The 25,768-nt window shown below is 65.0% G+C and carries 17 protein-coding genes and 1 pseudogene; 12 read left to right on the top strand and 6 right to left on the bottom strand.

The features are described from left to right. Positions 1-50: 50 nt before the first annotated feature. Positions 51-953 (bottom strand): phosphoribosylaminoimidazolesuccinocarboxamide synthase, encoded by a 903-nt coding sequence (locus H7A12_04795; protein ID MCP5320130.1) that lies wholly within the window; start codon positions 951-953, stop codon positions 51-53. Positions 954-1,173: 220 nt separating this feature from the next. On the opposite strand from H7A12_04795, the gene H7A12_04800 reads away from it, so the two are divergent. The 5 genes from H7A12_04800 (at position 1,174) to H7A12_04820 (ending at position 9,993) form a co-directional block, all read left to right on the top strand. Then, positions 1,174-2,403, top strand: coding sequence for a CoA transferase (locus H7A12_04800; GenBank protein ID MCP5320131.1), 1,230 nt, complete (start codon positions 1,174-1,176; stop codon positions 2,401-2,403). Positions 2,404-2,408: 5 nt separating this feature from the next. Next, positions 2,409-3,176: an SDR family oxidoreductase gene (locus tag H7A12_04805; protein MCP5320132.1), complete on the top strand. Its 768-nt coding sequence runs from the start codon at positions 2,409-2,411 to the stop codon at positions 3,174-3,176. Between the two features lie 202 nt (positions 3,177-3,378). Beyond that, a complete protein-coding gene (locus H7A12_04810) occupies positions 3,379-6,834 on the top strand; it encodes a pyruvate carboxylase (protein ID MCP5320133.1) in 3,456 nt (1,151 codons plus the stop codon). A gap of 40 nt (positions 6,835-6,874) precedes the next feature. Next, positions 6,875-8,305 (top strand): wax ester/triacylglycerol synthase family O-acyltransferase, encoded by a 1,431-nt coding sequence (locus H7A12_04815; protein MCP5320134.1) that lies wholly within the window; start codon positions 6,875-6,877, stop codon positions 8,303-8,305. Next, positions 8,302-9,993 carry an acyl--CoA ligase gene (locus H7A12_04820; protein ID MCP5320135.1) on the top strand — a complete coding sequence of 564 codons (1,692 nt, stop codon included), beginning with the start codon at positions 8,302-8,304 and terminating at the stop codon, positions 9,991-9,993. Before H7A12_04815 ends, H7A12_04820 begins: the two co-directional genes overlap by 4 nt. Position 9,994: 1 nt before the next feature. Here H7A12_04820 and H7A12_04825 read toward each other — a convergent pair. The 3 genes and pseudogenes from H7A12_04825 to H7A12_04835 all read right to left on the bottom strand — a co-directional run bounded on the left by H7A12_04825 (position 9,995) and on the right by H7A12_04835 (position 13,312). After that, positions 9,995-10,429, bottom strand: a pseudogene (locus tag H7A12_04825) (hypothetical protein). 13 nt (positions 10,430-10,442) lie between these two features. After that, on the bottom strand, positions 10,443-11,939 hold the full coding sequence (locus H7A12_04830) for a CoA-acylating methylmalonate-semialdehyde dehydrogenase (GenBank protein MCP5320136.1): 1,497 nt from the start codon (positions 11,937-11,939) through the stop codon (positions 10,443-10,445). Between the two features lie 23 nt (positions 11,940-11,962). After that, complete coding sequence (locus H7A12_04835) at positions 11,963-13,312, bottom strand: aspartate aminotransferase family protein (GenBank protein MCP5320137.1); 1,350 nt, start codon at positions 13,310-13,312, stop codon at positions 11,963-11,965. Positions 13,313-13,502: 190 nt separating this feature from the next. Between H7A12_04835 and H7A12_04840 the strand changes: the two genes are divergently transcribed. After that, positions 13,503-14,510, top strand: a complete 1,008-nt coding sequence (locus H7A12_04840; GenBank protein MCP5320138.1) for an AraC family transcriptional regulator — start codon at positions 13,503-13,505, stop codon at positions 14,508-14,510. A gap of 125 nt (positions 14,511-14,635) precedes the next feature. Continuing rightward, positions 14,636-16,204 carry a M48 family metalloprotease gene (locus H7A12_04845; GenBank protein MCP5320139.1) on the top strand — a complete coding sequence of 523 codons (1,569 nt, stop codon included), beginning with the start codon at positions 14,636-14,638 and terminating at the stop codon, positions 16,202-16,204. Between the two features lie 12 nt (positions 16,205-16,216). Here the strand turns inward: H7A12_04845 and H7A12_04850 are convergent, their stop codons facing one another. Together H7A12_04850 and H7A12_04855 are read right to left on the bottom strand one after the other, a co-directional pair. Continuing rightward, positions 16,217-17,614, bottom strand: a complete 1,398-nt coding sequence (locus H7A12_04850; protein ID MCP5320140.1) for an MFS transporter — start codon at positions 17,612-17,614, stop codon at positions 16,217-16,219. A gap of 11 nt (positions 17,615-17,625) precedes the next feature. Beyond that, positions 17,626-19,869 (bottom strand): TonB-dependent receptor, encoded by a 2,244-nt coding sequence (locus H7A12_04855; protein ID MCP5320141.1) that lies wholly within the window; start codon positions 19,867-19,869, stop codon positions 17,626-17,628. A 461-nt stretch (positions 19,870-20,330) separates the two neighbouring features. On the opposite strand from H7A12_04855, the gene H7A12_04860 reads away from it, so the two are divergent. From H7A12_04860 to H7A12_04880, 5 genes are read left to right on the top strand one after another with little or no spacing between them, the layout of a single operon-like run. After that, positions 20,331-21,527, top strand: coding sequence for a thiolase family protein (locus H7A12_04860; GenBank protein ID MCP5320142.1), 1,197 nt, complete (start codon positions 20,331-20,333; stop codon positions 21,525-21,527). Further along, complete coding sequence (locus H7A12_04865; protein ID MCP5320143.1) at positions 21,524-22,456, top strand: MaoC family dehydratase N-terminal domain-containing protein; 933 nt, start codon at positions 21,524-21,526, stop codon at positions 22,454-22,456. The genes H7A12_04860 and H7A12_04865 overlap by 4 nt, the downstream gene beginning before the upstream one ends. A 25-nt stretch (positions 22,457-22,481) precedes the next feature. After that, positions 22,482-22,925, top strand: coding sequence for an acyl dehydratase (locus H7A12_04870; protein MCP5320144.1), 444 nt, complete (start codon positions 22,482-22,484; stop codon positions 22,923-22,925). A gap of 10 nt (positions 22,926-22,935) precedes the next feature. Then, positions 22,936-24,585: an AMP-binding protein gene (locus tag H7A12_04875; protein ID MCP5320145.1), complete on the top strand. Its 1,650-nt coding sequence runs from the start codon at positions 22,936-22,938 to the stop codon at positions 24,583-24,585. After that, the gene (locus H7A12_04880) at positions 24,557-25,759 is read left to right on the top strand and encodes an acyl-CoA dehydrogenase family protein (protein ID MCP5320146.1); all 1,203 of its coding nucleotides are present in this window, start codon (positions 24,557-24,559) and stop codon (positions 25,757-25,759) included. Before H7A12_04875 ends, H7A12_04880 begins: the two co-directional genes overlap by 29 nt. The last annotated feature ends 9 nt before the right edge of the window (positions 25,760-25,768 follow it).

Genomic DNA, 25,768 nt, shown 5'->3' on the forward strand with positions numbered 1-25,768 from the left:
CGGTTTTCTCCGTTGCTTGCTCAGGATTGCGCATATGCGCCACGTCAGACTCAGTCGTCGCCGATGTCACTGCCGGTAAGTCGCTGCAGCGCCTCGCGATACTTCGCAGCCGTCCGCTCGGCAACATCGGCCGGCAGTTGCGGCGCCGGCGGCGTCTTGTTCCAGCCACTGGCTTCCAGCCAGTCGCGCACGTACTGCTTGTCGAAGCTCGGCGGATTGCTGCCCGGCTGCCAGGTATCGGCCGGCCAGAAGCGCGAGGAATCCGGCGTGAGCGCCTCGTCGATCAGCACCAGACGACCCGCTTCGTCAGTGCCGAACTCGAACTTGGTGTCGGCAATGATGATGCCCTTTTCGCGCGCGTACGCGGCGGCCTCCTCGTACAGCGCGATACTGACACGCTGCACCTGTTCTGCAAGTTGCCGGCCAAGCAGTTCTGCGGCCTGTTCGAAGCTGATGTTTTCGTCATGGGCACCGGCCTCCGCCTTGGTCGACGGCGTGAACAGGGTGCGCGGCAAACGATCCGCTTCGCGCAGCCCGACCGGCAGTGCGATTCCGCAGACGGTGCCACCCGCCCGGTACTCCTTCCAGCCCGATCCGACCAGATAGCCGCGCACGATCGCCTCGATCGGCAGCGTACGGTAGCGCCTCACGACCACCGCACGCCCGGCAACCTGACGACGTTCGGCCGGATCGCTGAGCACATCGTCCGGCGTCAGATCGCACAGATGGTTCGCGACCACACCACCCAGCCGGGCAAACCAGAAATTCGACAGTGCGGTCAGCACCTTGCCCTTGCCCGGGATCGGGGTAGGCAGCACCACGTCGAAGGCAGACAGCCGATCGGTGGTCACGATCAGCAGGTGCTCGGGGCCTGCTGCGTAGATATCCCGTACCTTGCCGCGGGCCAGCAACGGCAGGCTGTGCAGCTCCGACTGAAACAGTGCTTGGGTCATGGAAACTCCGATTCCGGGATCCGTTCGCACCCACCTGTGCGCTCGCGATCCATGTAAAGTAACGGCCGCATGATATCAGCAGCCTTCCTTCATGGACCACGAGCCGACGTGAGTTTAGGCAAGGACCTTGTCACCTCGACCCGAAATGAAATGAAATGAACCCGATGGCCATCGCAGCCTGGCCCGACCCGGATACCACCACCCTGACCAAGGAAACACCATGAACAAAGCAGCACCTCTTGCCGGCCTGCGCGTCATCGAAAGCTCGATTCTCGGACCGGCGGCAATCACTACCGCCTTCGTCGATCTCGGCGCGGACGTGATCAAGGTCGAAACACCCGCCGGCGACTACATCCGCGAAATGACCTGGCCGATCGTCGAGGGCGTGTCGCTGATGCACCTGCACCTCAATCGCGGCAAGAAGAGCGTCACGCTGGATCTCCGCCAGGAAGAGGCGCGGCAGGTCTACCGCGACCTGGTGAAGGACGCCGACGTGGTGATCGAGGCATCCAAGCCCGGCGCACTGGCACGCTTCGGTCTCGGCTACGAAGAGCTGAAGAAGGTGAACCCGCAGATCGTGTTCATCACCGTTTCCGGCTACGGCATGAGCGGCCCGTACAAGGACATGCCTTCGCACGGCATCGCCTACGACACCTGGTCGGGCGCCGTGACCCCTGCCTACGACGAACAGGGTTTCTGCTACATCCCGGAGCACGTCAGCATCGGCATCAATGCGGCCCCGCTGTTCGGCGGGCTGGCGGTTCTGGCGAGTGTGCTGCGGGCACGCGAAACCGGCGAAGGCTGCTTCATGGAACTGGCACAGAGCGACGCCGCCGCCGCCTTCGACTGGTACCGCATCGAGAGCTACATGGCGTATCGCCGCCCCGAGGACGTGGTCACCGGCAACAAGGCCGACGGCTGGAAGCGCCGTCCGGTAGCCACCCGCGGCATGAAGGAAGGCGTGCGCTACCAGATGTACGAATCGAAGGACGGTCACGTGCTGTTCATGGCTTCGGAGCAGGCGTTCTGGAAGAACTTCTGCGAAGGCGTCGGGCGCACGGATCTGTTCGAGAAATGGCCCGGGTCGAAGTATGCCGATCACGCCCGTGGCAATCGCGAACTGCAGGCGGTGCTGCGCGACATCTTCAGGACGAAGACCAGCGCGGAGTGGATCGAGTTCGGCATTCGCGTCAATACGCCGATCGCACCGGTCAACACACCGGAAAACATCGTCGACGATCCGCAGTTCCAGGCGCGTTTCGAGGCCCTGCCGCACCAGCAGCACGGTGCTGACATGCTGGGATTCCCGGTCAACTTCCTCGGCGAAACCCTGCCGAAGCCGGCATGCGCGCCGACCGCCGGCCAGCACAACGAGCAGGTGCTGCGCGAGGTGCTGGGCTACGACGAGGCACGAATCGCAGCGCTGCGTGCTGCAAAGACGCTGGGGTAACACACATGAACGACTCGCAATCAGGAACTCCTGCCACCACGCCACGGGTCGCTCTGGTAAGCGGTGCCGGCACCGGCATCGGGCGTGCGATCGCGTTGCGCCTGGCACACGACGGCTTCACGGTGGTTGCCGGCTACGCGCGCTCGGCCGACGGCGCCGAAGCCACCGTACGCGCCGTCAGCGACATGGGTGGCAGCGCGTGGGCCCAGCGCGTCGACATCAGCGAGGAAGCCGATGTGATCGCCTTCTTCGCGGCAGCGCGCGAACGCCACGGCCGCATCGACGTGGTGATCAACAACGCGGGAATAGGCCACATGACGGCGTTTCGCGACATCCCGATGAGCCATTACGACTTCACGTTCGGCGTGAATGCGCGCGGCACCTTCATGATGTGCCGCGAAGCCGCCCGCACGATCGAGGACGGTGGACGGATCGTGAACATCTCCACCGGCTCCACCGTCGACAACACGGCGGGCATGGCGCTCTATGTCGGCAGCAAGATGGCGATCGAAGGTTTCACGAAGGTGCTGGCGCGCGAACTCGCCCCGCGCGGCATCACCGTGAACGTCGTCTCGCCGGGCATGACCGATACACCGATGCTGCTCGGCGGTGACGCCGAGGCGCTGCGTCGCTACGGTGCCGAGATCGCGGCCATGGGCCGGCTCGGGCAACCCGAGGATGTCGCCGACGCGGTGGGCGCGCTGGTATCCGCAGACGGGCGCTGGATCACCGGGCAGGTGATCCATGTCGACGGCGGCACGATCATCGTCTGATCGGTTTCCCTGACCGTTCCGGTCGACCGGGTCGGCTCATGACGCACCTCGCACGGCGGCTGTGCGTCATGAGTCAATTCCTGCCGCACCCCGGGTAATTAACAAAACGTTAACTTCGTGTCAGAGTGTTCGCGAGCGTCGTTTCCAATCATCAGAAAATCGCCTCAGCAAGTCGTAGCGCCATGCGCCGGGTGACACTCCCATGAAACCGATCCGTAGCATCCTGGTAGCCAACCGTTCCGAGATCGCCATTCGCGTGCTGCGCGCCGCCAGCGAAATGGGCATCCGCACGGTCGCCATCTACTCACGCGAAGACCGCTTCGCGCTGCATCGCTTCAAGGCAGACGAGTCCTACCTCGTCGGCGCCGAGAAGACCCCGATCGCTGCCTATCTCGACATCGGAGACATCATCCGTATCGCGAAGGAAGCGCACGTCGATGCAATCCACCCCGGCTACGGCTTTCTGTCGGAGAATCCGGACTTTGCCGAGGCCTGCGTGCAGGCGGGCATCACGTTCATCGGCCCGACTCCGACGGTGATGCGCCTGCTCGGCAACAAGGTATCGGCACGTGCACTCGCCGAACAGGCCGGCGTTCCGGTGGTACCGGCGACCGGCGCGCTGCCGCACGACCCCGACGCAGCACAGAAACTGGCTGCCGCCGTGGGATATCCGCTGATGCTGAAGGCGAGCTGGGGCGGTGGCGGGCGCGGCATGCGCGTGGTGGAAACCGCGAGCGACCTCGCACCGGCAATGGAAGTCGCGCGGCGCGAGGCCGCGAGCGCGTTCGGCAACGACGAACTGTATCTGGAGAAGCTCGTGCGTCGTGCACGCCACGTGGAGGTACAGGTCATCGGCGACCTGCACGGCCAACTGGTGCACCTGTTCGAGCGTGACTGCTCGGTACAGCGGCGCAACCAGAAGGTGGTCGAACGTGCGCCCGCGCCCTACCTTACGGACGAGAGCCGCGCTGCGCTGTGTGAGGCCGCGCTGCAGATCGCACGCGCCGCCGGCTACAGCCATGCCGGAACGGTCGAGTTCCTGATGGACGCGGACACCGACCGCTTCTACTTCATCGAAGTGAACCCGCGCATCCAGGTCGAACACACCGTCACCGAGATGGTCACCGGCGTGGACATCGTGAAGGCGCAGATCCGCATCTCCGAAGGCGCACGGATCGGCGAGGAAGACTCCTACGTTCCGGCGCAGCAGGACATCCAGCTCAGCGGCAACGCGCTGCAGTGTCGCGTCACCACAGAGGATCCCGAGAACAGCTTCACGCCGGACTACGGACGCATCAGCGCATACCGCAGCCCGGCCGGCTTCGGCATCCGGCTCGACGGCGGCACTGCCTACGCCGGCGCGGTGATCACGCCGTGGTACGACTCGCTGCTGGTCAAGGTCACCGCGTGGGGACACAGCGCGGACGAAGCGGCCCGGCGCATGGACCGGGCGCTGCGCGAGTTCCGCGTGCGGGGACTGTCGTCGAACCTGCTGTTTCTGGAGAACGTCGTCGCACACCCGGCGTTCCGCTCGGGCGAGTGCACGACGCGCTTCATCGACGAAACCCCGGAACTGTTCCGTTTCCGCAAACGGCGTGATCGTGCCTCGCGCGTGCTGAGGTTCCTCGGCGACGTGATCGTGAACGGAAATCCGGAACTCGAGGGACGCACGCTGCCAGCGTTGCCGCTGCCGCGACCGATACGGCCACCGTCCGCGAGCTGCGACCTGGCGCTGGACCCGCCTGCCGGGAGCCGCACGCGACTGCAACAGCTCGGGCCGGAGAAATTCGCCGCGTGGATGCGCGAGCAGACACCCGTGCTGCTCACCGACACGACGATGCGCGACGCGCACCAGTCGCTGTTCGCGACCCGGCTGCGCAGCCACGACATGCTCGAGATCGCTCCGTACTACGCACGCATGCTGCCCGGATTGCTTTCCCTCGAATGCTGGGGCGGGGCAACCTTCGACGTCGCGCTGCGGTTTCTGAAGGAAGATCCCTGGGAGCGTCTGCAACGGCTGCGTGCCGCGATCCCGAACGTGCTGTTCCAGATGCTGCTGCGCGGCTCCAATGCGGTCGGCTACACCAACTACGCCGACAACGTGGTGCGCCACTTCATCCAGAACGCGGCCCGCGAAGGCATCGATCTGTTCCGCGTGTTCGATTCGCTGAACCAGATCGACAGCATGCGCATCGCGATGGATGCGGTGATCGAATCCGGAGCGCTGTGCGAAGCGGCGATCTGCTACACCGCTGACATTTTCGACAAGAACCGCCCCAAATACGATCTGCGCTATTACCTCGACCTGGCGCGCAAACTCGAGAAGGCGGGCGCACACATACTCGCGATCAAGGACATGGCCGGCGTGTGCAGGCCCCGCGCAGCGCGCGAACTGGTACGCGCACTGAAGCAGGAGGTCGGCCTGCCGATCCATTTTCACACCCACGACACCAGCGGCATTGCAGCCGCCTCGGTGCTGGCGGCGATCGAGGCCGGCTGCGATGCCGTCGACGGAGCCCTCGACGCGATGAGCGGACTGACCTCGCAACCGAACCTCAGCGCCATCGCCGCCGCTCTGGCGGGCAGCGAGCGCGACCCCGGCATCGATTTCGATGCCATGCAGAGGGTGTCGCATTACTGGGAAGGCGTGCGACGCCAGTACGCACCGTTCGAATCCGACCTGCGCTCGGGCACCGCCGACGTCTACCGTCACGAAATGCCCGGAGGGCAGTACACGAACCTCAGGGAACAGGCACGTGCGATGGGAATCGACCACCGCTGGAGCGAGGTGGCGCAGGCCTATGCCGATGTGAACCGGTTGTTCGGCGATATCGTCAAGGTTACGCCGACGTCGAAAGTGGTCGGCGACCTTGCCCTGCTGATGGTCGCCAACGGACTCACGCCGGAGGATGTGGAGAATCCGGCGCGTGCAATCGACTTCCCGGAGTCGGTGATCTCGCTGATGAAGGGCGAACTCGGCTTCCCGCCGGACGGCTTCCCGCCGGATCTGCAGAAGAAGGTGCTGAACGGTGCGCAACCCCTCGCAGGCCGAGCCGGTGATTACCTGCCTGCGGTCGATTTCGAGGTCGCACGCGCGCAGGCCGAGACGGCCACCGGCCACCGGGTCGGAGACACCGATCTCGCCTCGTACCTGATGTACCCGAAGGTCTTTGCCACCTACGCCGCACATCGCAGCCGCTTCGGTGACGTCTCACTGCTGCCGACCCACGCGTTCTTCTACGGCCTCGCGACCGGCGAGGAAATCAGCGTGGACATCGAACGCGGCAAGAGCCTGGTGATCTCGCAGCAAGGCGTGGCGGGTCCTGACGAAGACGGCATGGTACGGGTATTCTTCGAGTTGAACGGCCAGCCACGCATGATCCGGGTAGCGAAATCGGGGATGACGAAGGCGAGAACGAGGCCCCAGGCCGAGGAAGGCAATGGCTGCCATCTCGGTGCGCCGATGCCGGGCACCATCGTCACCGTCGCGGTCCACGCAGGCCAGGTGGTCAGCAAGGGTGATCCGCTGGTGTCGATCGAGGCAATGAAGATGGAAACCATGTTGCGCGCCGATCGCGATGGCACGGTCGAGGCAGTCCACGTCCGCCACGGCGAGAGCGTGGATGCGAAAGACCTGCTGCTGGAGTTTGGGCAATAAGTAATAAGATGTGCTGACACGGGCGCTGGAGGGATGATCCATGCACAGAGTGGCGGGGCAGGACGCGTACTTTCTTTATCAGGAAACGCCGTCGGCGCTGATGCACACGCTGAAGATCTCGGTGTGCAGGCCGCCGGACAAGCCGCACACCGAGACGGACTTCGTCGAACTCGCTCACCGTGCGATGGCCGGCCTGCCCCTGTTCCAGTATCGCGTGGTGCCGGTACCGTTCGGGCTTCACCACCCCGTCGTCGTGAACGACGGCGGCTTCGATTACGACATGCACGTGCGTCGCATCGCAGTGCCGGCACCGGGCGGACGTGAACAGCTCGACCAGGTGATCGGAGAAATCGCCGCCGGTGCGCTCGACCGTTCACGTCCGCTGTGGGAACTCTGGATAGTCGAGGGCATTGAAGGCGGGCGCATCGCGTACGTGAACAAGATGCACCACCTGCTCGCCGACGGCATGGCGTCGGCAAACTACATCTCGCGCACCTTCTACCGCGATCCGGCCGAGTACGGCAAGCGCGAGGTGCCCGTGATCCCGCGCGAGCCGGAACCCTCGTCGCTGCGCCTGGTCGTCGATGCCTTGAAGGATCTGCTGCGTGATTTTGCACGCCTGCCCGCGCTGATGCGCGAAAGCGCTCGACGCCGCAAGCTGATCGAGGAACGCAACCGCCGCTCGAGCCTCGTGCCGGCACAACCCTATACGCCCGAGATTCCGAAGCTGCACTTCAACCGCGCACTGTCGAGCCTGCGCAACTTTGCGACCGCGCAGTACACGCTCGACGATTTCCGCCACATCCGGGAACACCTGGGCGGCACCGTGAACGACGTGATCCTCGGGATACTGGCCGGGGCACTGCGCCACTATCTGATCGCACACAACGACCTGCCGGCACGGCCTCTGGTATGCGCCATACCGGTCAGCGCCGACCGTGAGGTGGCCGCCACGCGCACCTTCGGCAACAACCTCGCGTACTTCCACGTCCGTCTGCACACCGAAATCGAGGACCGCGTGCAACGCTATACGCAGACCCGCGTCGAGGCCGAGGCAGCCAAGGAGGTGCTCGAACTGCTGGGACGCGAAACCGCCTACGAGTGGATGCAATACCTGCCACCCATGCTCTTTTCCTCGCGCCATCGCCGCGAATACCGCGTGAAGGCAGCCGACCGCCCCGACTTCCCTCTCTCCGGCAACCTGATCGTCTCGAACGTACCGGGTCCACGCGAACGCCGCTACACCGCGGGCGGGGACGAACTCGAGGCACTGTACTCGGCGGGTCCGCTCACCGAGGGCACGGGCCTGAACATCACGGTATGGAGCTACTGCGGCCAGATGAACCTCTCGGCGATCGCGTGCAAGAAGGCCATTCCCGACCTGCGTCGCCTCGTGAACGAAATCAACACGGAGTTCGAGGCACTGCGCGCACTTGCCACCACCGCAGCAACAGGAGAGCAACCGACATGAGCAGTTTCCGTGAACTCGATCAGGCGCTTACCGCTCCCGGCCAGTACTTCGCGATCGAAGAGCGCGACGTCGGGCAGCGGCATCTGCGCGTCTGGAAGAACGCGCCGCGGACGCTGCGCGACGTATTCCTCGCCGGACAGCAGTTTGGCGAGCGCGTCTACATCGGCTACCAGGGCGAAGCCCTGAGCTACGCCGAACACGCACGCCAGGTCGGCGCACTGGCACGCGCACTGGTCAGCACGTTCGGCATCCGCCAGGGCGACCGCGTCGCGCTGGCGATGCGCAACTACCCCGAATGGCCGGTCGCGTTCTGGGCCGTGTCGACGATCGGCGCCGTGATCGTGCCGGTGAACGCCTGGCTCACCGAGCGCGAACTGCGCCACGTGATCGGTGACTGTGGAGCGCGGCTGCTGATCGCGGACCGCCAGCGCGCGGAATCGGTCGCACCGTGGATGCGCGAAACCGCACTCGAGGCGATCGTCGTCGCGCGCGGCGACGGCCGGCTCGCGGGCGTGCACGACCTTGCCGAGCTGGTACGACCCGGGGTGGACGCGACGCTACCCGCTGCCGAGATCGGTCCCGACGACGACGCGACGATCTTCTATACCTCCGGCACCACGGGCCTGCCCAAGGGAGCCGTCGGCACGCAACGCAACATCTGCAGCTCCGTATTCGCCGGCGGCTACATGGTGCTGCGCACGCTGATTCGCCGCGGCGGCAAGCCCGAGGACATGGCGCTGATGGCGCAGCACCCGCAGACCGGTCTGTTGACGGTGCCCTTTTTCCACGTCACCGGATGCGTGGGTGGTCTGATCAACATGTATTCCGGCGGTGGGCGGCTGCTGCTGATGCACAAGTGGGATCCGCTCGTCGCACTCGAACTGATCGAACGCGAACGCGTGAACTTCTTCGTCGGCGTGCCGACCCTCGCCTGGCAGTTGCTGGAGCATCCGGAGGCGAGCAAGCACGACCTGACCTCGCTGAACTCGATCGCCTTCGGCGGTGCAGCGGCTGCACCCGAGCTGTATCGGCGCCTGCGCGACTCGCTGCCAAACGCTGCCCCGAGCACCGGCTACGGCATCACCGAAACCTCGGCCACGGTCGCGGCCTTCGGCGGTCCCGACTACGGCCGTCACCCGGACGCAGCCGGCGCGCCGCTGCCGGTATGCGAATTCCGTTTCGTCGACGCCGACGGCCACGACGTCGCACCTGGCGCACTCGGCGAGATCTGGGTGCGTGGCCCGGGCGTGGTGCGCGGCTACTGGAACAACCCGGAAGCGACGGCGAACGCCTTCCACGACGGCTGGTTCCGCACCGGCGATATCGGACGCATGGACGAGGAAGGCCTCGTCTACATCGTCGATCGACTGAAGGACATGATCATCCGCGGTGGCGAGAACATCTACTGCGCCGAAGTCGAGGCAGCGCTGCTCGAATGTCCGGGCGTGCGCTCGGCAGCGGTCATCGGTGTACCGCATGTGCAGCTCGGGGAGGAAGTGGGCGCGGTGCTGCAGGTCGAGACCGCTGGTGCCGAACAGGAGGCGACGATACGCGCGACGATGGCGGGGAAGCTCGCCGCGTTCAAGCAACCGACGCGCTACTGGCTGCGCACCGGGGAACTGCCGGTCGGCGCCACCGGCAAGATCCTCAAGCGGGAAATCCGCCAAGAGGTGCTGGGCGACTCCTGAATCAACGCAGTATTTCGCGTTCCTGCTGGCGGCGCAGTCGCTCCAGCCCCTGCCGGTAAGCTTCGGCGTCGCCGTGCTCGAAGAACAGCGGGTAACGATCATGCGCAGCGACGATGCGCCTGGCGTGCTTGATCGGACACCAGTATTGCTCCGTCCGGGCCGCGACCTCACGCGCATAGGCGGCGATACCGTTCGCATACGAGCAATAGAAGCAGTTGAACCGTTCGATGGCGTTCAGGCAGGGCAGATCGGCGCGGTCGAAGAAGAGGTAGTCGGAACGCTTCACCTTCGGAATCCGCCAGACCGGAAAACAGACCGCCTGACACAACGTGACGAACAGATCCAGCACGATGAATGGCAGCCAGCCCAGATAGATCATCGGCGCCGTCAGCAACACCAGCGGGCGCGCCGAGACCACGAAGCGGATCGCTCCGGTCGATCGCTCTCATTCACGCGTTCGACGGGAACGCGAGCCTTGCATGCTCGCGCAGCCCACCGCCCGGCCAGCGCTGGGTAATCGTCTTGCGACGCGTATAGAAGCGCACGGCGTCGGGCCCGTACGCACCCAGATCGCCGAACAGCGAGCGCTTCCAGCCTCCGAAGCTGTGGATCGCGACCGGCACCGGCAGCGCGACGTTGACGCCGACCATTCCCGCCTGGACGCTGTCGGCGAAATGGCGTGCCGCCTCGCCGTCACGCGTGAAGATACAGGCACCGTTGCCGAACTCGTGGCGATCGATCAGTTCCACCGCCTCTTGCGGTGACTGCACGCGCACCACACACAGCACCGGACCGAAGATTTCCTCGCGATGGACGCGCATTTCCTCCGTCACGTGATCGAACAGGCAGGCACCGAGAAAGAACCCGTTCTCGTGGCCAGGCACGACCAGGCCGCGCCCGTCGACGACCAGCTCAGCACCTTCGGCAACGCCCTGCGCGACCAGCGCGCACACCCTGTCGTGGTGCGCCCGCGTGATCAGCGGCCCCATCTCGACGCCGGGCTGCGTTCCAGGGCCGATCTTCAGCCGCGCAATCCGCTCCGCCAGCAGCACCACCAGCCGGTCGGCCACCGCATCGCCAACCGCCACCACCACCGAGATCGCCATGCAGCGTTCGCCGCAGGAACCGTAGGCTGCGCCGATCAGCGCGTTCACGGCGTTGTCGAGGTCGGCGTCGGGCATCACGAGGGCGTGGTTCTTCGCGCCACCCAGCGCCTGCACACGCTTGCCGTGTCGCGTTGCGCTGGTGTAGACGTATTCCGCCACCGGCGTCGAGCCAACGAAGCTGAGCGCCTGCACACGCGGATCGACGAGCAGCGCATCGACCGCCTCGCGGTCACCGTTCACGACGTTGAACACGCCGTCGGGCAACCCTGCCTCGCACAGGAGCCGCGCCAGCGCCAGCGTCGCACCCGGATCGCGCTCTGATGGCTTCAGCACGAAGGTGTTGCCGCAGACGATCGCGAGCGGAAACATCCACATCGGTACCATCGCGGGGAAATTGAACGGCGTGATGCCGGCAACGACTCCGAGCGGCTGGAACTCCGACCAGCAGTCGATCATCGGCCCGACGTTCTTCGCGAATTCGCCCTTCAGCAGTTCCGGTGCGGCGCAAGCGTACTCGACCACCTCGACGCCGCGCTGCAACTCGCCGAGCGCATCGTCGATCGTCTTGCCGTGCTCGGCGCTGATCAGTGCGGCGACATGCATCGCATCGCGTTCGAGCAGTTCGCGCAAGCGAAACATGATCCGCGCACGCTTCAGGGGCGGGGTGGCGCGCCACGCCGGGAACGCGGCCTGTGCGGCAGCGACGGCCCGTTCCACGGTTGCGGCCGAGGCGAGCGAGACGTGCCCGCGCAGTTGCCCGGTGGCCGGATCGTGAACCGCCTGGGTGCGCACATCATCTGTGACCGCTGCACCATCGATGAAATGTCCGAACGTCTCCATCGCGTGCTGCCTCCCGGTACTGCTCATGCGACCGTCTCGATCACATCGCCCAATGTCTCGAACAGTTGCAGCAGGTCCTCGCGTTCGCTGACGAACGGCGGCGCGAACTGCAGCGTATCGCCGCCCCAGCGCACGTAGAAACCGCGCTCCCACATCGCCAGCGCGATGTCGTACGGCCGGCGCAACGGTTCCCCCGCCCTCGCTTCGATCTGTACGGCGCCGGCCAGGCCGATATTGCGGATGTCGACGACGTGCCTGGTGCCACGCAACGCGTGCAGGGCGTCCTCGAAGGGTGCCGCCAGCGCACGCACCTTGCCGACCATGTCCTCGCGCACGAACACGTCCAGCGCAGCGATCGCAGCCGCGCAGGCGACCGGATGCGCCGAATACGTGTAGCCATGCGGAAACTCGATCGCGTAATCGGGGCCACCGGCTTCCATGAAGCTGCGATAGATCTCGCTGCTCGCGATCACGGCACCCATCGGTTGTGCGCCGTTCGTCAGGCACTTCGCCACGTTCATGATGTCGGGCGTGACGCCGAAGGCCTGCGCACCGAACACATCACCGCTGCGGCCGAAGCCACTGATCACCTCGTCGAAGATCAGCAGGATCTGGTGACGCGTGCAGATCTCGCGCAGCCGCTGCAGATAACCCACGGGCGGCACGATCACGCCGGCCGAACCGGCAAACGGCTCGACGATCACCGCAGCGATATTCGACGCATCGTGCAGCGCGACCAGCTCCTCAAGCTGGTCGGCCAGTCCGGCGCCGGCTGCGGGCATGCCGCGCGAAAAGGCGTTTTCGGCGAGCAGCGTGTGCGGCAGGTGGTCGGCATCGACACCCGGCCCGAACAGCTTGCGGTTGGCACCGATGCCACCGACTCCGATGCCGCCGAAATTCACGCCGTGATAGGCGCGCGCACGACCGATGAACCCGGTCTTGGTCGGCACGCCCTTCAGACGCCAGTACGCACGCGCCATCTTCAGCGAGGTATCGGCCGCCTCCGAACCCGAACCAGTGAAGAACACATGATCGAGTCCGGCCGGCGTCAGCTCGCAGAGCGTGTTCGCCAGGCGAAACGACAGCGGATGCCCGAACTGGAACGCCGGCGAGTAATCGAGTTCGCGTACCTGGCGTGCCACCGCAGCGGCGATCTCGGAACGTCCGTGCCCCAGCCCGCAGCACCACAACCCGGACAGGCTGTCGAAGACGCGTCTCCCATCGGCCGTCGTGAAATGACAGCCTTCAGCCGCAACGATCAGACGCGGGTTGCGCTTGAAATCACGGTTGCCGGTGAACGGCATCCAGTGTGCATCGAACTCGCCGCGTGCAGATGGCGGGACGATTGGAGGTGCGTGTGGCGCCACGGTCATGACGGGATACCTCGGGAGCGACGACGGCGAAGTGTAGGAACACCGCATGATTTCATAAATACGGCATCCTGACCCGACTCCGACGGCAAGGGGTTTGCCCGCCATGCCGAACAGCGCCACGGATGCAGTGCCTGCCTGTTGCCGATACACTTGCCTGACCACACAGGGAGCAAGGAGACGGAGACGGGCGATGCACGACGGCGGGCTACTGGCGGTGAGCAGGATCCGCTTCTGGCTGGCACAGATGAGCCAGCGCGGGATCGCACCCGAAGACGTGCTCGCCGGCACCGGGCTCGACGTCGCCCAGGTGCGCGGCGTGTTTCGCGGCACTCCGGAGCAATACCGTACCGTGATCGCGAACATGCTGCATCTGACCGGCGATCCACGGCTCGGGATCCGCCTTGGCGCCAACTTCGGGATCAGCGACTTCGGGCTGCTCGGCTATACCTCGCTCAGCAGCGCGAGCGTGCGCCAGTCGCGCGAGGTGATCCTGCGCTACCAGAATCTCGACGACAACGTGTTGCAGGCACGCTCATCGGCCGCCGATACGCACTGGCGGGTGGAGCTGGACGAACGTTTCGGGCTCGGCGAGCTGCTGCCATTTGCAGTCGAGGAATGGGTCAGCCGCATCATGTCGCTGGCACAGGCGTTGACCGGGCGTGCGTTTGCGGTGCTGCGCATGCAGCTCGCGTACCCGTGCCCTGCAGTCCTCGACGACTACCGGCGCCACTTCGCGTGTCCGCTGAGCTTCGATGCGCCAGCCACCGTGATCGACTTTGACCCACGCCGCCTCGACGACCCGATCACACTGGCCAACGACGCCGTGTTCACGCTGTGCGAACGTCATTGCCGACTGGCGGCCACGCGCATCGCGCCTGACCATTCGCTCTCGGCACGGATTCGCAGCGCGCTGCTCGCAGGCAACGGCGAATTTGCCGGTCTGGACGAGATGGCCGCACGATTCGGCATTGCCGGTCGCACGCTGGCGCGGGATCTGATGCGCGAAGGCACCAGCTATCAGCGCATCATCGACGACGCGCGTCGCACGCTCGCCTGCGAACACCTGCAACTCGGCCGTTTGACGCCAAAGCAGATCGGCTTTCTGCTCGGCTACCGCGACGTCGGCAATTTCCGTCGCGCCTTCCGTCGCTGGACGGGGCACACCGTTGCGGAGTTTCGCGCTCGTCACGGCGGATAAGGCCGACGCTGCTCCGCCCGCCGACAGACTGCAGAAGCGTGCGAGTGCCGTGCCCACCCCATCCCGGGACAAGCCGCGACGATGCTGGTATAAACCGCCATGACGCAATGGAGGGAGCGGTTTCGATGCGTGTTCTGAGGACGTACCTGTGGGTCGTGGCCGTGGCGATACTGGGTGGCTGCGGAGTCAACCCGGTAACCGGCAAGCAGGAAATCCAGTTCATTTCCGAAGTGCAGGAAGTGGAGATCGGCCAGAAGCACTACGCACCCACACGCCAGAGCGAAGGCGGCGACCTGGTCGTGATGCCGGAACTCACAGCCTATGTGAACGAGGTGGGACAGAAACTTGCAGCAGTGGCCGACCGCCGCCTGCCATACGAGTTCGTCGTGCTCGACAACTCGGTACCGAACGCCTGGGCATTGCCAGGCGGCAAGATCGCGATCAACCGCGGCCTGCTGACCCAACTGGACAACGAGGCCGAGCTCGCCGCCGTGCTCGGGCACGAGATCGTGCACGCAGCCGCCCGTCATGGCGCCAAGGCACAGGAGCGCGGCACGCTGATGCAGGTCGGACTCGCCGCCGCCCAGATCGGCGCTGCCATCGGTGGCATCGACGGCAATGCGGCAGGGCTTGCGATCCAGGGGGCCGGCATCGGTGCGCAACTGATCCAGCAGAAGTACGGTCGCGACCAGGAGCTCGAGAGCGACCATTACGGCATGAAATACATGAAGGCTGCCGGTTACGATCCGTGGGGAGCGGTCACGCTGCAGGAGACCTTCCTGCGCCTGTCCACCGAACAGGGTCGCAACCAGAACTGGCTGGAAGGACTGTTCGCTTCGCACCCGCCATCAGCCGAGCGCGTGGCCCAGAATCGACAGCTCACCGAACAGATCGGACGTGGTGGCGAAGTCGGCGCCAGACGCTATGCCGAGCGCACGAAGAGCCTGCGCGCAGCCAAACCTGCCTACGACGCCTACGACAAGGCGATCGAGGCAGCCCGCAAGAAGGACTATGCGGGTGCGCGCACCCTGGCAGGCAAGGCCGCCTCACTGCTGCCCGCCGAAGGCCGCTTCCAGGAACTGCTGGGCGAACTGGCACTCGCCGAGAAAAAGCCACGCACCGCGATCCCCCACTTCGACCGTGCAACGGCCCTGAACCCTGGCTACTTCGGTTCCTGGCTCGGCGCCGGCGTGGCCCAGCTGCAGGCGGGTGACAGGAATCTGGCCGAAAAATACCTGATGCGCAGCAGCGAACTGCTGCCGACGGCGCCGGCCGCGTATTACCTCGGCAACATCGCCCGCGAACGTGGTGACGACGGCAAGGCCCTGTCGTACTACCGTGCGGCAGCGCAGTCGCAAAGCGCCGCCGGGCAGGCTGCGGCCACCGAACTCGTGCGTCTCGACCTGCCGCGCAACCCCGGCAACTACCTCACGGCGAGCGCACGCTTCGACAACGCTGGTCGCGTGTTTGCATTACTGCAGAATCGCGCACCGGTAGCGTTGCGCGATGTGCAGATCACCCCGGTACTGATCGACCGCAACGGGCGCATCGTGCAGCAGGGTTCCGCAGTATCAGTACGCGAGAAGCTCGCGCCGGGAGCACAGGTGACGGTCGCGACCGGAATCACCGGTCTGACAGCGGATCAGGCTCCGGCACTGCGATTCCGTATCGACGGAGCACGGCTGGCAGATTGAAGAGGGTGTCTCCTACACTCCCTGCTGCGGACGACGTGCCGCTTCGTCCAGCGCCGCCACGTAAGGGCGCAGGCAGGACCATAGCACCAGTGCGCCTGCAGGGCAGGCCACCGCCGTGACCCACGCCAGCGAATAGCGCACTGCAGCGTCGTCCTGGAACACGAAATCGGTCAGCGCTGCGATCGACGAGGCACCGACGCTCATGCCGATGATGTTGCCGAAGAAGATCTGCAGCGCCGTCACCTGCGCCCGCATCTGGTTCGGCGTGACGATCTGCATCGCGGCGCTGGAACTGCCGTAATAGCTGCACTTCAGGAAGATCGTGGGAGCGAGTGCCGCCAGCGCCAGCGGTGCGGTCGGCATCAGCGGGCCGAGTACGCCGGGCAGCGTCATCACGATCGCCGCCAGCATGATGAAGCGTATGTGCGCATCACGATGACCACGCCGCTCCAGCCATTCGGCCATCCGCGCACCGCTGTACGTCCCGGCAGTACCGAACACGAGATAGGTCAGTCCGAACCAGGTGCCCGCCTCGGCAATCGTCATGCCGTAGGTGCGGATCAGCACGGTCGGATACCACGCCATCAGCCCGTAGCTGAACACTCCGAGCAGCGCGGTCGCCAGCGGAAACGACAGGTACAGGCGCCAGCGATCGGTAAGGTAGCGCCACAACTGCGCCAGACTGAGCTGGCGCACCTCGCCATCGGCGTCCATCAGCCCACCGCGGCGCTCGGGCTCGCGGATACCGCGCATCATCAGCGCCACCACCAGCCCTGGCAGGCCGACGACGAAAAACGTGATCTGCCACGGCCGCACCGTACCGATCAGCGGCAGCAGCACCGGTTCGGCTTCGCTGACCAGATGCACCACAGCCCCACCGATCAGGTACGCAGCACCGCCACCGACACTGATTCCGAGCGCAAAGATCGCCATCGCACGCCCCAGCCGCTCCGGCGGGAAATAGTCGCTCAACAGCGAATACGCCGGCGGTGACAGCGCCGCCTCGCCAACGCCGACACCGACCCGCATCAGGAACAACCCCATGTAGCCACGCACGACGCCACAGCCGACGGTCATTGCACTCCACAGCGCAATCCCGGTCGCGATGATCGAACGCCGATCGTAGCGATCGGCCAGACGAGCGATCGGCAACGCCATCACCGAGTAGAACAGCGCGAACGCCCAGCCCTGCAGCAGGCTCATCTCGAAGTCCGAGATCTGCAGGTCGCGCCGTATCGGTCCGACCATCAGGCTCAGGATCTGACGGTCGATGAAGGAAAAGATGTACGCGAGCAACAGCACGAACAGCACGTAGCCCGGATACCACGGCCGCTCGTGCAGCGACAGGCGTGCACGGACTCCGACGGAGTCCGCGCTGCCTTTCGCGACCGGAACGGGTTCCTGCCCCACGAGGATCGGCGCTACAGGTCCAGGGTGACTTCCAGCCCGTAGGTGCGCGGCCAACCCAGCGTCCCGGCACGGTACGAGGTGAAGTCGATGATGTTGTCGATATATTCCTCGTCAGTGAGGTTCATCCCCCACAACGCCAGTTCGAGTCGACCACCACTGCCGACCTCGATATCACGCAGCGACAGTCTGCCGTCGAACACTCCGCGCGAACTCATCGCGGAGTTCGGCGCAGTGCCGTTCGACTTGATCGCGATCGCGTGTGCCGATTCCGAGTAGTTGTAGTTCAGGTGCAGCGCCAGCTCGCCGAAGCCGATCGAAGGGAACGTGTAATCGAGCGCAAGGTTTGCGGTACTGCGTGGCGCGTTGTTGATTTTCGCGCGCTTCGATACATCACCGATCACAGGTCCCATATCGAACTTGTCGAACTCGTAGTCGAGGAACGCAAGGTTGAGGTTCGCACGCAGGTTCTCACTCAACGCGGCTTCGGCTTCGAGCTCCAGCCCCCACAGCGATGCCTCACCGGCGTTGAGCACCACGGACAGCGGAACCGGCGTAGTGATGTACGAGGTGAGCTGCATGTCGGTGTAGTCGCTGTAGAACGTCGCGACGTTCAACTGCACCCGCTGGTCGAACCAGCGTGACTTCATGCCGAGCTCGTAGCTCTTGAGTTCCTCCGAGTCGTAGGGAACCCGTGCCGCAGCCGGAGTGGCCGCGTGACCGTCGTAACCGCCACTGCGAAAGCCTTCGGCGTAGCGCGCGTAGACGCTGACTTCGTCGGTGAGCTGGTACGAAGGCGAGAACATCAGCGAGGTATTGCTGAAGTCGAGCTCGGGCACCTGCAGGTTGGGACCGGGATCCTCGACCGCGAACCTGCCGGTGCCACCGGTGTAGCTCCTCAGGTAACGCGGCATGTTCTTCGTTTCCTTCGTGTGGCGAGCACCGAAGCTGAGCGTCAGCGCTTCGTTCCACGACGGCTTGTAGTCGATTTGCCCGAATACCGCCTTGTTCTTGTTGTCCATGTAGGCATTCGTGACGCGCAGCAGCGCCTTGTTGCTGAGCTGCTGCATGCGCAGGCTGTCTGCATCCTCGTCGAAGTAGTACAGACCGAGCACGTACTCGAGCTGGTCGGTATTGCCGACCAACTGGAACTCCTGCGACCACTGCTTGCTGGTATGCAGACGCAGTGACTCGTAGAAGCTGGTATTGCTGCCGTCCAGATCCTGTCCGTCGTACGAATCGAGCTTGCGGTAACCGGTGATCGAGCGCAGCGTCAGGTGCTCGTTGATGTCCCAGTTGACCTGCAGTGCATGCGCGTCGGCGTCGGTGTCGAAGAACGGGATTTCGTTCGCGCTGCCCTTCGATGGCTGACCGTGGGGAATGTATTTGTCGAACCCGGCCGGACGCCCGCCGCCAGCGACCACGTCGATCACCTGCAACAGACGCTGGTGTTCGTCGGCGCGGAACTTCGAGTAATCGTAGGTGACCAGCAGTCCGTCGCGGATCTGCCAGTCGAGCGCCAGATGCGCCCCCTTGCGATCGACGGTACCGAACTGGTCGAAGTGTGCGATCGGCAGCGATACCGCAGTGAAGTTCTGCTGTATGTTGTCGGTGAAGCCGTCACGCTTGCGGGCATAGATGCTGGCACGCGCGCGCAGTTCTCCGAGTCCCTCGTTGGCGCTGCCGAGCGTGGGCAGATCGACGTTCACGTTCCCGTAGCGCAGCGTCTCGTTGCCCACGCCGATCTTGACCCGTGTGGCGAACTCGCCCGTCGGACGCTTGCTGATGAAATTCACGGCGCCACCGATCGTGTTGCGCCCGTACAGCGTGCCCTGCGGGCCACGCAGTACCTCCACGCGTTCCACATCACCGAGATCGAACAGCGAACCAACAGCGCGTCCGGTATAGACACCGTCGACGTAGATTCCGACCGCGTTCTCGAAGCCCGGGTTGCCGCCGTCGTTGTTGCTGATCCCGCGGATCGCGATCGTGATCACCCCGGTGGTTCCCTGCTTGATGTGCAGGTTCGGAACCAGCTTCGCGAAGCTGTCGGTATCGGTGATGTTCTGCAGCTCCAGCGCGTGCGCGTCGAGGGCCGTGATCGCGATCGGCACCTCCTGCAGGTTCTGCTCGCGCTTCTGCGCGGTGACGATGATCTCTTCCAGAGCTCCCTGCGCAGCCACACCCGCAGCAGTGCTGATTCCAAGTGCTGCGCTGCCTGCCAATGCAAGCGATCGGATGATCTCCGAACGTTTCATGCAATCCCCCCAACGTTTCAAATGATCGTTATTCGCACCCCGCATTCTGCCCTGTTCGTCAGGCGGATTGAATATCAGGCTGCGGCGCTAGTATAGGGTGTGCCGTGCATTTGCGACACGGTGCGGCACCTGCACGGTGCGCTACCTGCTTCATACACCCCGGCAAAATGCTGTCGCATAAGCCCACCCACCCCGATCGTCGATGCAGGCAGCGCGTGACGATGCCTTCACACCGGTGGGACGCCGTAAATGCATCCCTGCGGCGCACGCCCCCCGGTGCGAAGGCATCGCCACACGCTTCGCAGCGTTTTGCGACAACCCCGGCAAGACCCGCGCAGGACGCCCTGGCATGACCAGATCTGCCGGCCTCAGGCCGCTCCTGTCATTGCAGTTCGCGACCACCATGCGGGAAGATACCCGCACGATTCAGGAAGCGGCCACACGCCGCAGCGAGGCTGGCGATGGGTTTGCAGGGACGAGCGGCGATTGCCGGTTACGTCGAGCTGAAGCCGGAAAGGAAACCCCAGGGTGAGCCACTCTCCGGTCTCCAGCAGTGGGCGATGCTCGCACAGCTCGCGCTGCGCGATGCGGGCATCGCCAAGAGCGAGGTCGACGGGCTCGTCACCTCGGCGATTCCCGAGACCGGCATGTTCGCACCGGCGACACTCGCCGAATATCTCGGCATCGAGGTGGGTTTCGCCGAACACGTCGACCTCGGCGGCGCCAGCGCTGCGGGCGCCGTGTGGCGCGCTGCGGCGGCGATCGAGCTCGGCATAGCCGAGGTCGTGGTTTGCGCGTTTCCCGCCGGCCCGCTGCCGATACCACCGGAACCCAGGCCACACCCCTTCCCTTTCGGCGCCTCGAGCAACGAATACGGCTCACCACAGGCCGAGTTCGACATCCCCTACGGCAATCTGGCACAGAATTGCGGCTACGCGCAGATCGCCAACCTCTACGCAGCACGCTACGGCTATGACGCACGTGCGCTGGCCAAGATCGCCGTCGACCAGCGCACCAGCGCCTGCGCCAACCCCGACGCGCTGTTCCATGGCAAGCCGCTCAGCATCGACGACGTGCTGAGCAGCCCGATGATCGCGGACCCCATACACTTGCTGGAAATCGTCATGCCGGTCGCAGGCGGCGCGGCCGTGGTCGTGACCAGCGCGGAACGTGCCGCACGCGCGAAGAACCGCCCGGTCCATGTACGCGGCTTTGGTGAGCGTCTCGCGTTCAAGACACCGACCTATGCGCGTGACCTGCTGCACACCCCGGTTGCCACGGCGGCAGCACAGGCCTTCGCGATGGCCGGACGTGCTCCGGCCGAGATGGACATGGTCTCGATCTACGACTGCTACACGATCACGGTGCTGATGACGCTCGAAGACGCCGGCTTCTGCCCCCGGGGGCAGGGAGCGCGCTTTGTCCTCGAGCACGACCTGAGTTACCGGGGCGACTTTCCGTGCAACCCGCACGGTGGTCAGCTGTCGTTCGGCCAGACCGGAATGGCCGGTGGCATGCACCACGTGATCGACGCCACACGCCAGATCATGCAGCGAGCCGGAACCAACCAGGTGCGCGACTGCAATCGTGCCTTCGTTACCGGCAACGGCGGCATCATGAGCGAACAAGTGGTCCTGATCCTGGAGGGCGCAGCATGAAAAAACCCCTTCCGGTCCCCACTCCCGATACTCGCCCGTTCTGGAACGGACTGAACGAAGGCCGGGTGATGCTGCGCCATTGCCGCGAGTGCGATACGCTGTTCCATTATCCGCGCACGGTATGTCCGGACTGCCTGTCATCGGATCTCGACTGGCGGCAGGCGCGCGGCAGCGCAACGCTGTACACATACACGATTTCACGCCGGCCCACGCATCCGCTGTTCGCCGACGAGGTGCCGCAATACCTCGCGGTGGTGGAACTCGACGAGGGGCCGCGGCTGACCAGCACACTGCTCAACGTGGCCGAGGCGAACATCCGCATCGGCATGCCACTCGAGCCCGTATTCGAACACCACGAAAAGGAACGGATCACGCTGCTGCGCTTCCAGCCGGCGCAGGCAGAACTGCGCGGGGGATCCGCCCCCGCCCCCGAGCCGGCCCCGGCGCAATCATTGCTCACCGATGAGTCACTGGCGTGGATCGGCAAGAGTGGACAACCCGTCACCGGCTACCCGGTGACGGCGGAGGAAATCCGCCGTTTCTGTTTCGCAACCGACGACCTGAATCCGCGCTGGCTGGATCCGGCAGCGACTCCCGACGGCATCACGGCGCCGCCTGCGTTCCTGTCGATCCCGTTCGACACCGAGGTTCCGCTCGATGAGCTCGACGAGGACGGCGTGCCACTCGAGCAACGCGGTCTCGTTTTCCCGCCGCTCAAGGCCAGGCGCAAGCTGTTCGGTGGCTACCAGGTCGAATACTTCCAGCCGATACGCCCAGGCGATGTGCTGACACGCCAGCGGCGAATACTCGACATCCACGAGCGCCAGGGGGCGAGCGGCAGCTCGGTGTTCGTCCTGATCGAGGCGACCTATACCAACCAGCGCGGCGAGAAGGTAGCCGTCGAGACCAACACGATCGTCAACCGTTGAACGCCCGAGGCGGAGAAGAGCACGCATGAGCAACCACACCCAGCGCCACTTCGAGGACGTAGAGGAAGGCATGGAACTCGCGCCGGTCACCCGCACGGTGACCACGACACAGATGTTTCTCTACAGCGCGGTGAGTCGCAACGCGCACCGCATTCACTACGACGAGAAGTTTGCCCAGTCCGAGGGGCTGCCGAAGGTGCTGGTGCAGGGCCCGCTGCAAGGAGCGCAACTGTCTGCATACATTACGGACTGGATGGGAACGGCGGGTTTCCTGAAAAAATTCTCTTACTCGAACCGTGGTATGGCGCTGCCGGGGCAAGCGCTGACGCTGCGCGGCAAGGTACGCCGCAAATACCTGATCGACGAGCAAGGTGCGGTCGACCTCGACGTGTGGGAGGAGAATGTCGAGGGGCAGAAGCTGGCGCCGGCACAGGCAACGGTGCTGCTGCCTTCGCGTAATGCCACCTGAGTCCGCGCAGATGCAAACGGTCGGCGACATCTTCCGCGCGCGACGCACAGATGCCCTCCCCGCACTTCACTTCGAGGAGCAGCGCTGGAGCGGCGCCGAACTGTTCGACGAGTGCTCCACGCGCGCAGCGTACCTGCTGGCACGGCATCCGGGAGGAGCCTTTCACGTCGGCGTATTGCTCGACAACACTCCCGAGCATGTGTTCTGGATCGGCGCCTGCGCGCTCGCGGGTGCGATGCTGGTCGAGCTGAACTCGACGCGTCGCGGTACCGATCTCGCGCGCGACGTCCGCCATACCGATTGCGCCTTCCTGGTAACCGAACGGCGCTATCGCGAACAGGTGGACGCCGACATCGCCGAGAGCCTCGGCGACCGTCTGCTCACGGTCGACGGCGGGGGCTTCGCCGCCACGCTGCGCCCGTTCCGTGATGTACCTCTGCAACCCGCCACGGTGGCCCCGGGCGCAGTCTTCTGCCTGATCTTCACGTCCGGAACCAGCGGCGCGCCGAAGGCGGTGATCTACTCGCATGCGCGCGTACTGCGCAACAGCGCGATGCTGGTCGAGCGCCAGCACATGTCAACGGACGATGTGAGCTATGTGCCGATGCCGCTGTTCCACTCATCGGCCATGTTGATGGGCCTGCTGCCGCCGCTGATTTCGGGCGGTGCCGCCGCCTTGCGCCGTCATTTTTCGGCATCGGGCTTCCTGCCGGACGTGCGCAGATACGGCGTGACGATGTTCTGTTATGTAGGCAAACCGCTCGCCTACATCCTGGCCACGGCGCAGCAGCCCGACGATGCCGACAACCGGCTGCGGGCCGCCTTCGGCAGCGAGGCATCCGAGACCGACATTGCTGCTTTCTCGCGACGCTTCGGCTGCCGGGTGACCGACAGCTACGGCTCCTCGGAAGGCTGCATCACCGTGCTGCGCACGCCGGAAACGCCACGCGGCTCCATGGGCATCGGCGTCAGCCCGTCGATCGTGGTGCTGAATCCCGACACCGGCGCGGAATGTCCGCGCGCACGCTTCGACAACGAAGGCGTGCTGATGAACGGCAACGAGGCCATCGGCGAACTGGTGAACCTCGACGGACGCGAGCTGTTCGAGGGCTACTGGAACAACCCGGAGGCAGACGGCAAGCGACTGCGCGGGCGCGCGTACTGGAGCGGCGACCTCGCCTACCGCGACGAAGCCGGCTTCTTCTACTTTGCAGGGCGTGACAGCGAATGGCTGCGCGTCGATGGCGAGAACCTCGCCGCAATCCAGATCGAGCAGGTGCTGGCACGCCATCCGCTGGTCAGCGTCGCCGCCGTATACGGCGTCCCGGACCCACTGGTCGGCGATCGCGTGATGGCCACGCTGCAACTGCTGCCCGATGCCTGCTTCGATCCCGTCGAGTTCGAGCGCTTTCTCGAATCACAGACCGACTTCAGCAGCAAGTGGAAGCCCTCGTTCCTGCGCATTGCGCCGACGCTGCCGCTCACCGCGACCAACAAGGTGCTGAAGCGTGAACTCAGGCACGAAGCATGGGAGTGTGCCGACCCGGTGTGGTACTGCGCTGCACGCGCGCACGGCTATCGGCTCCTCGACGAACCGGCACGGGCAGCGCTTGCTCCGGTGCTGGCTGCGCGTGAACGCCCTGCACCGCATCGGAGCTGACACGATGGACTTCCGCTACACCCCCGAGCAGGAACGTTTCCGGACCGAAATCCGCGCCTTCCTCCGCGAGAACGTCAGCGACGAATTGCGCCGGGAAATCGCTGTCTCGGGGCACTCGCCGGGGCCGCTCGGCAAGGCGTTCCTGCGCCTGCTCGGCGAGCGAGGCTGGCTGGGCATCGGCTGGCCGCGCGAATACGGCGGCCAGGGGCGCTCGATGATCGAGCAGACGATCTTCTACCACGAGCTCGACCTGCAGGACATCCACTACGGCAACCTCACCATCACCTCGCTGGCGATGGCGCTGATGAAGCTCGCCTCCGAAGAGCAGAAGCAGCAGTACCTGTCGCGCATCCTGAAAGGGGAACTCGAGATCTGCCTCGGCTACACCGAACCCGGGGCCGGCTCGGACCTGGCCGGAATCACGACGCGCGCGGTTCGCGTCGGTGACGAATACGTGATCAACGGCCAGAAGGTGTTCACCACCGGCGCACACTACGCCTCGCATATCTGGCTGCTCGCGCGCAGCGAAGCCGATGCTCCGCGCCACAAGGGGCTGTCGGTGTTCATTTTCCCGCTCGCCACCGCCGGCATCACGGTGCACCCGATCTACACGATGGAGGGTATACGCACCAACGAGGTGTTCCTCGACGACGTCCACGTGCCGGCGAGTGCGATGATCGGTACGGCAGGCTCGGGTTTCCATACGGCGGCGATAGCGCTCGACTTCGAGCGCGTGTTCATGGGCAAGTACACGAAGCTGCGGCGCAATCTGGACGCCCTGATGCACGAATGCAGGCAATCGCTCGACGGATCTGCGCCGCCCTTCGATGATCCGGTGGTCCGCGACCGCCTGGTCGGGCTGCATCTGGACGTGGAGCGCCTGCGTCTGCTGTGCCTGAAGTCGGCCTGGATGATCGACCAGGGCCAGGTGCCAAACGCAGAAGCCTCGGCGCAGAAGGTGTTCGCCTCCGACCTCGAGCAACGTCTCGCCGACGAGGGGATCCGCATCCTCGGGCCACGCGGGCAGCTCGAATACGGTTCCGCGCACGTGCCGGCGCACGGACACCTCGCACAGTCCTGGCTGCTGTCGCCGATGCTGCGCTTCGGCGGTGGCGCCAACGAAATCCAGCGCGACATCATCGCCCAACGCGGTCTCGGGCTGCCACGCGCCTGAATACACCGG

It is taken from the genome of Pseudomonadales bacterium (genome assembly GCA_024234165.1).
GTDB lineage: Bacteria > Pseudomonadota > Gammaproteobacteria > Pseudomonadales > UBA5518 > UBA5518.

Excerpts from the sequence above, each read along its gene's own strand:
- H7A12_04795 (MCP5320130.1), bottom strand. The coding sequence starts at position 953 with ATGACCCAAGCACTGTTTCAGTCGGAGCTGCACAGCCTGCCGTTGCTG.
- H7A12_04800 (MCP5320131.1), top strand. The coding sequence starts at position 1,174 with ATGAACAAAGCAGCACCTCTTGCCGGCCTGCGCGTCATCGAAAGCTCG.
- H7A12_04805 (MCP5320132.1), top strand. The coding sequence starts at position 2,409 with ATGAACGACTCGCAATCAGGAACTCCTGCCACCACGCCACGGGTCGCT.
- H7A12_04810 (MCP5320133.1), top strand. The coding sequence starts at position 3,379 with ATGAAACCGATCCGTAGCATCCTGGTAGCCAACCGTTCCGAGATCGCC.
- H7A12_04815 (MCP5320134.1), top strand. The coding sequence starts at position 6,875 with ATGCACAGAGTGGCGGGGCAGGACGCGTACTTTCTTTATCAGGAAACG.
- H7A12_04820 (MCP5320135.1), top strand. The coding sequence starts at position 8,302 with ATGAGCAGTTTCCGTGAACTCGATCAGGCGCTTACCGCTCCCGGCCAG.
- H7A12_04830 (MCP5320136.1), bottom strand. The coding sequence starts at position 11,939 with ATGGAGACGTTCGGACATTTCATCGATGGTGCAGCGGTCACAGATGAT.
- H7A12_04835 (MCP5320137.1), bottom strand. The coding sequence starts at position 13,312 with ATGACCGTGGCGCCACACGCACCTCCAATCGTCCCGCCATCTGCACGC.
- H7A12_04840 (MCP5320138.1), top strand. The coding sequence starts at position 13,503 with ATGCACGACGGCGGGCTACTGGCGGTGAGCAGGATCCGCTTCTGGCTG.
- H7A12_04845 (MCP5320139.1), top strand. The coding sequence starts at position 14,636 with ATGCGTGTTCTGAGGACGTACCTGTGGGTCGTGGCCGTGGCGATACTG.
- H7A12_04855 (MCP5320141.1), bottom strand. The coding sequence starts at position 19,869 with ATGAAACGTTCGGAGATCATCCGATCGCTTGCATTGGCAGGCAGCGCA.
- H7A12_04860 (MCP5320142.1), top strand. The coding sequence starts at position 20,331 with ATGGGTTTGCAGGGACGAGCGGCGATTGCCGGTTACGTCGAGCTGAAG.
- H7A12_04865 (MCP5320143.1), top strand. The coding sequence starts at position 21,524 with ATGAAAAAACCCCTTCCGGTCCCCACTCCCGATACTCGCCCGTTCTGG.
- H7A12_04870 (MCP5320144.1), top strand. The coding sequence starts at position 22,482 with ATGAGCAACCACACCCAGCGCCACTTCGAGGACGTAGAGGAAGGCATG.
- H7A12_04875 (MCP5320145.1), top strand. The coding sequence starts at position 22,936 with ATGCAAACGGTCGGCGACATCTTCCGCGCGCGACGCACAGATGCCCTC.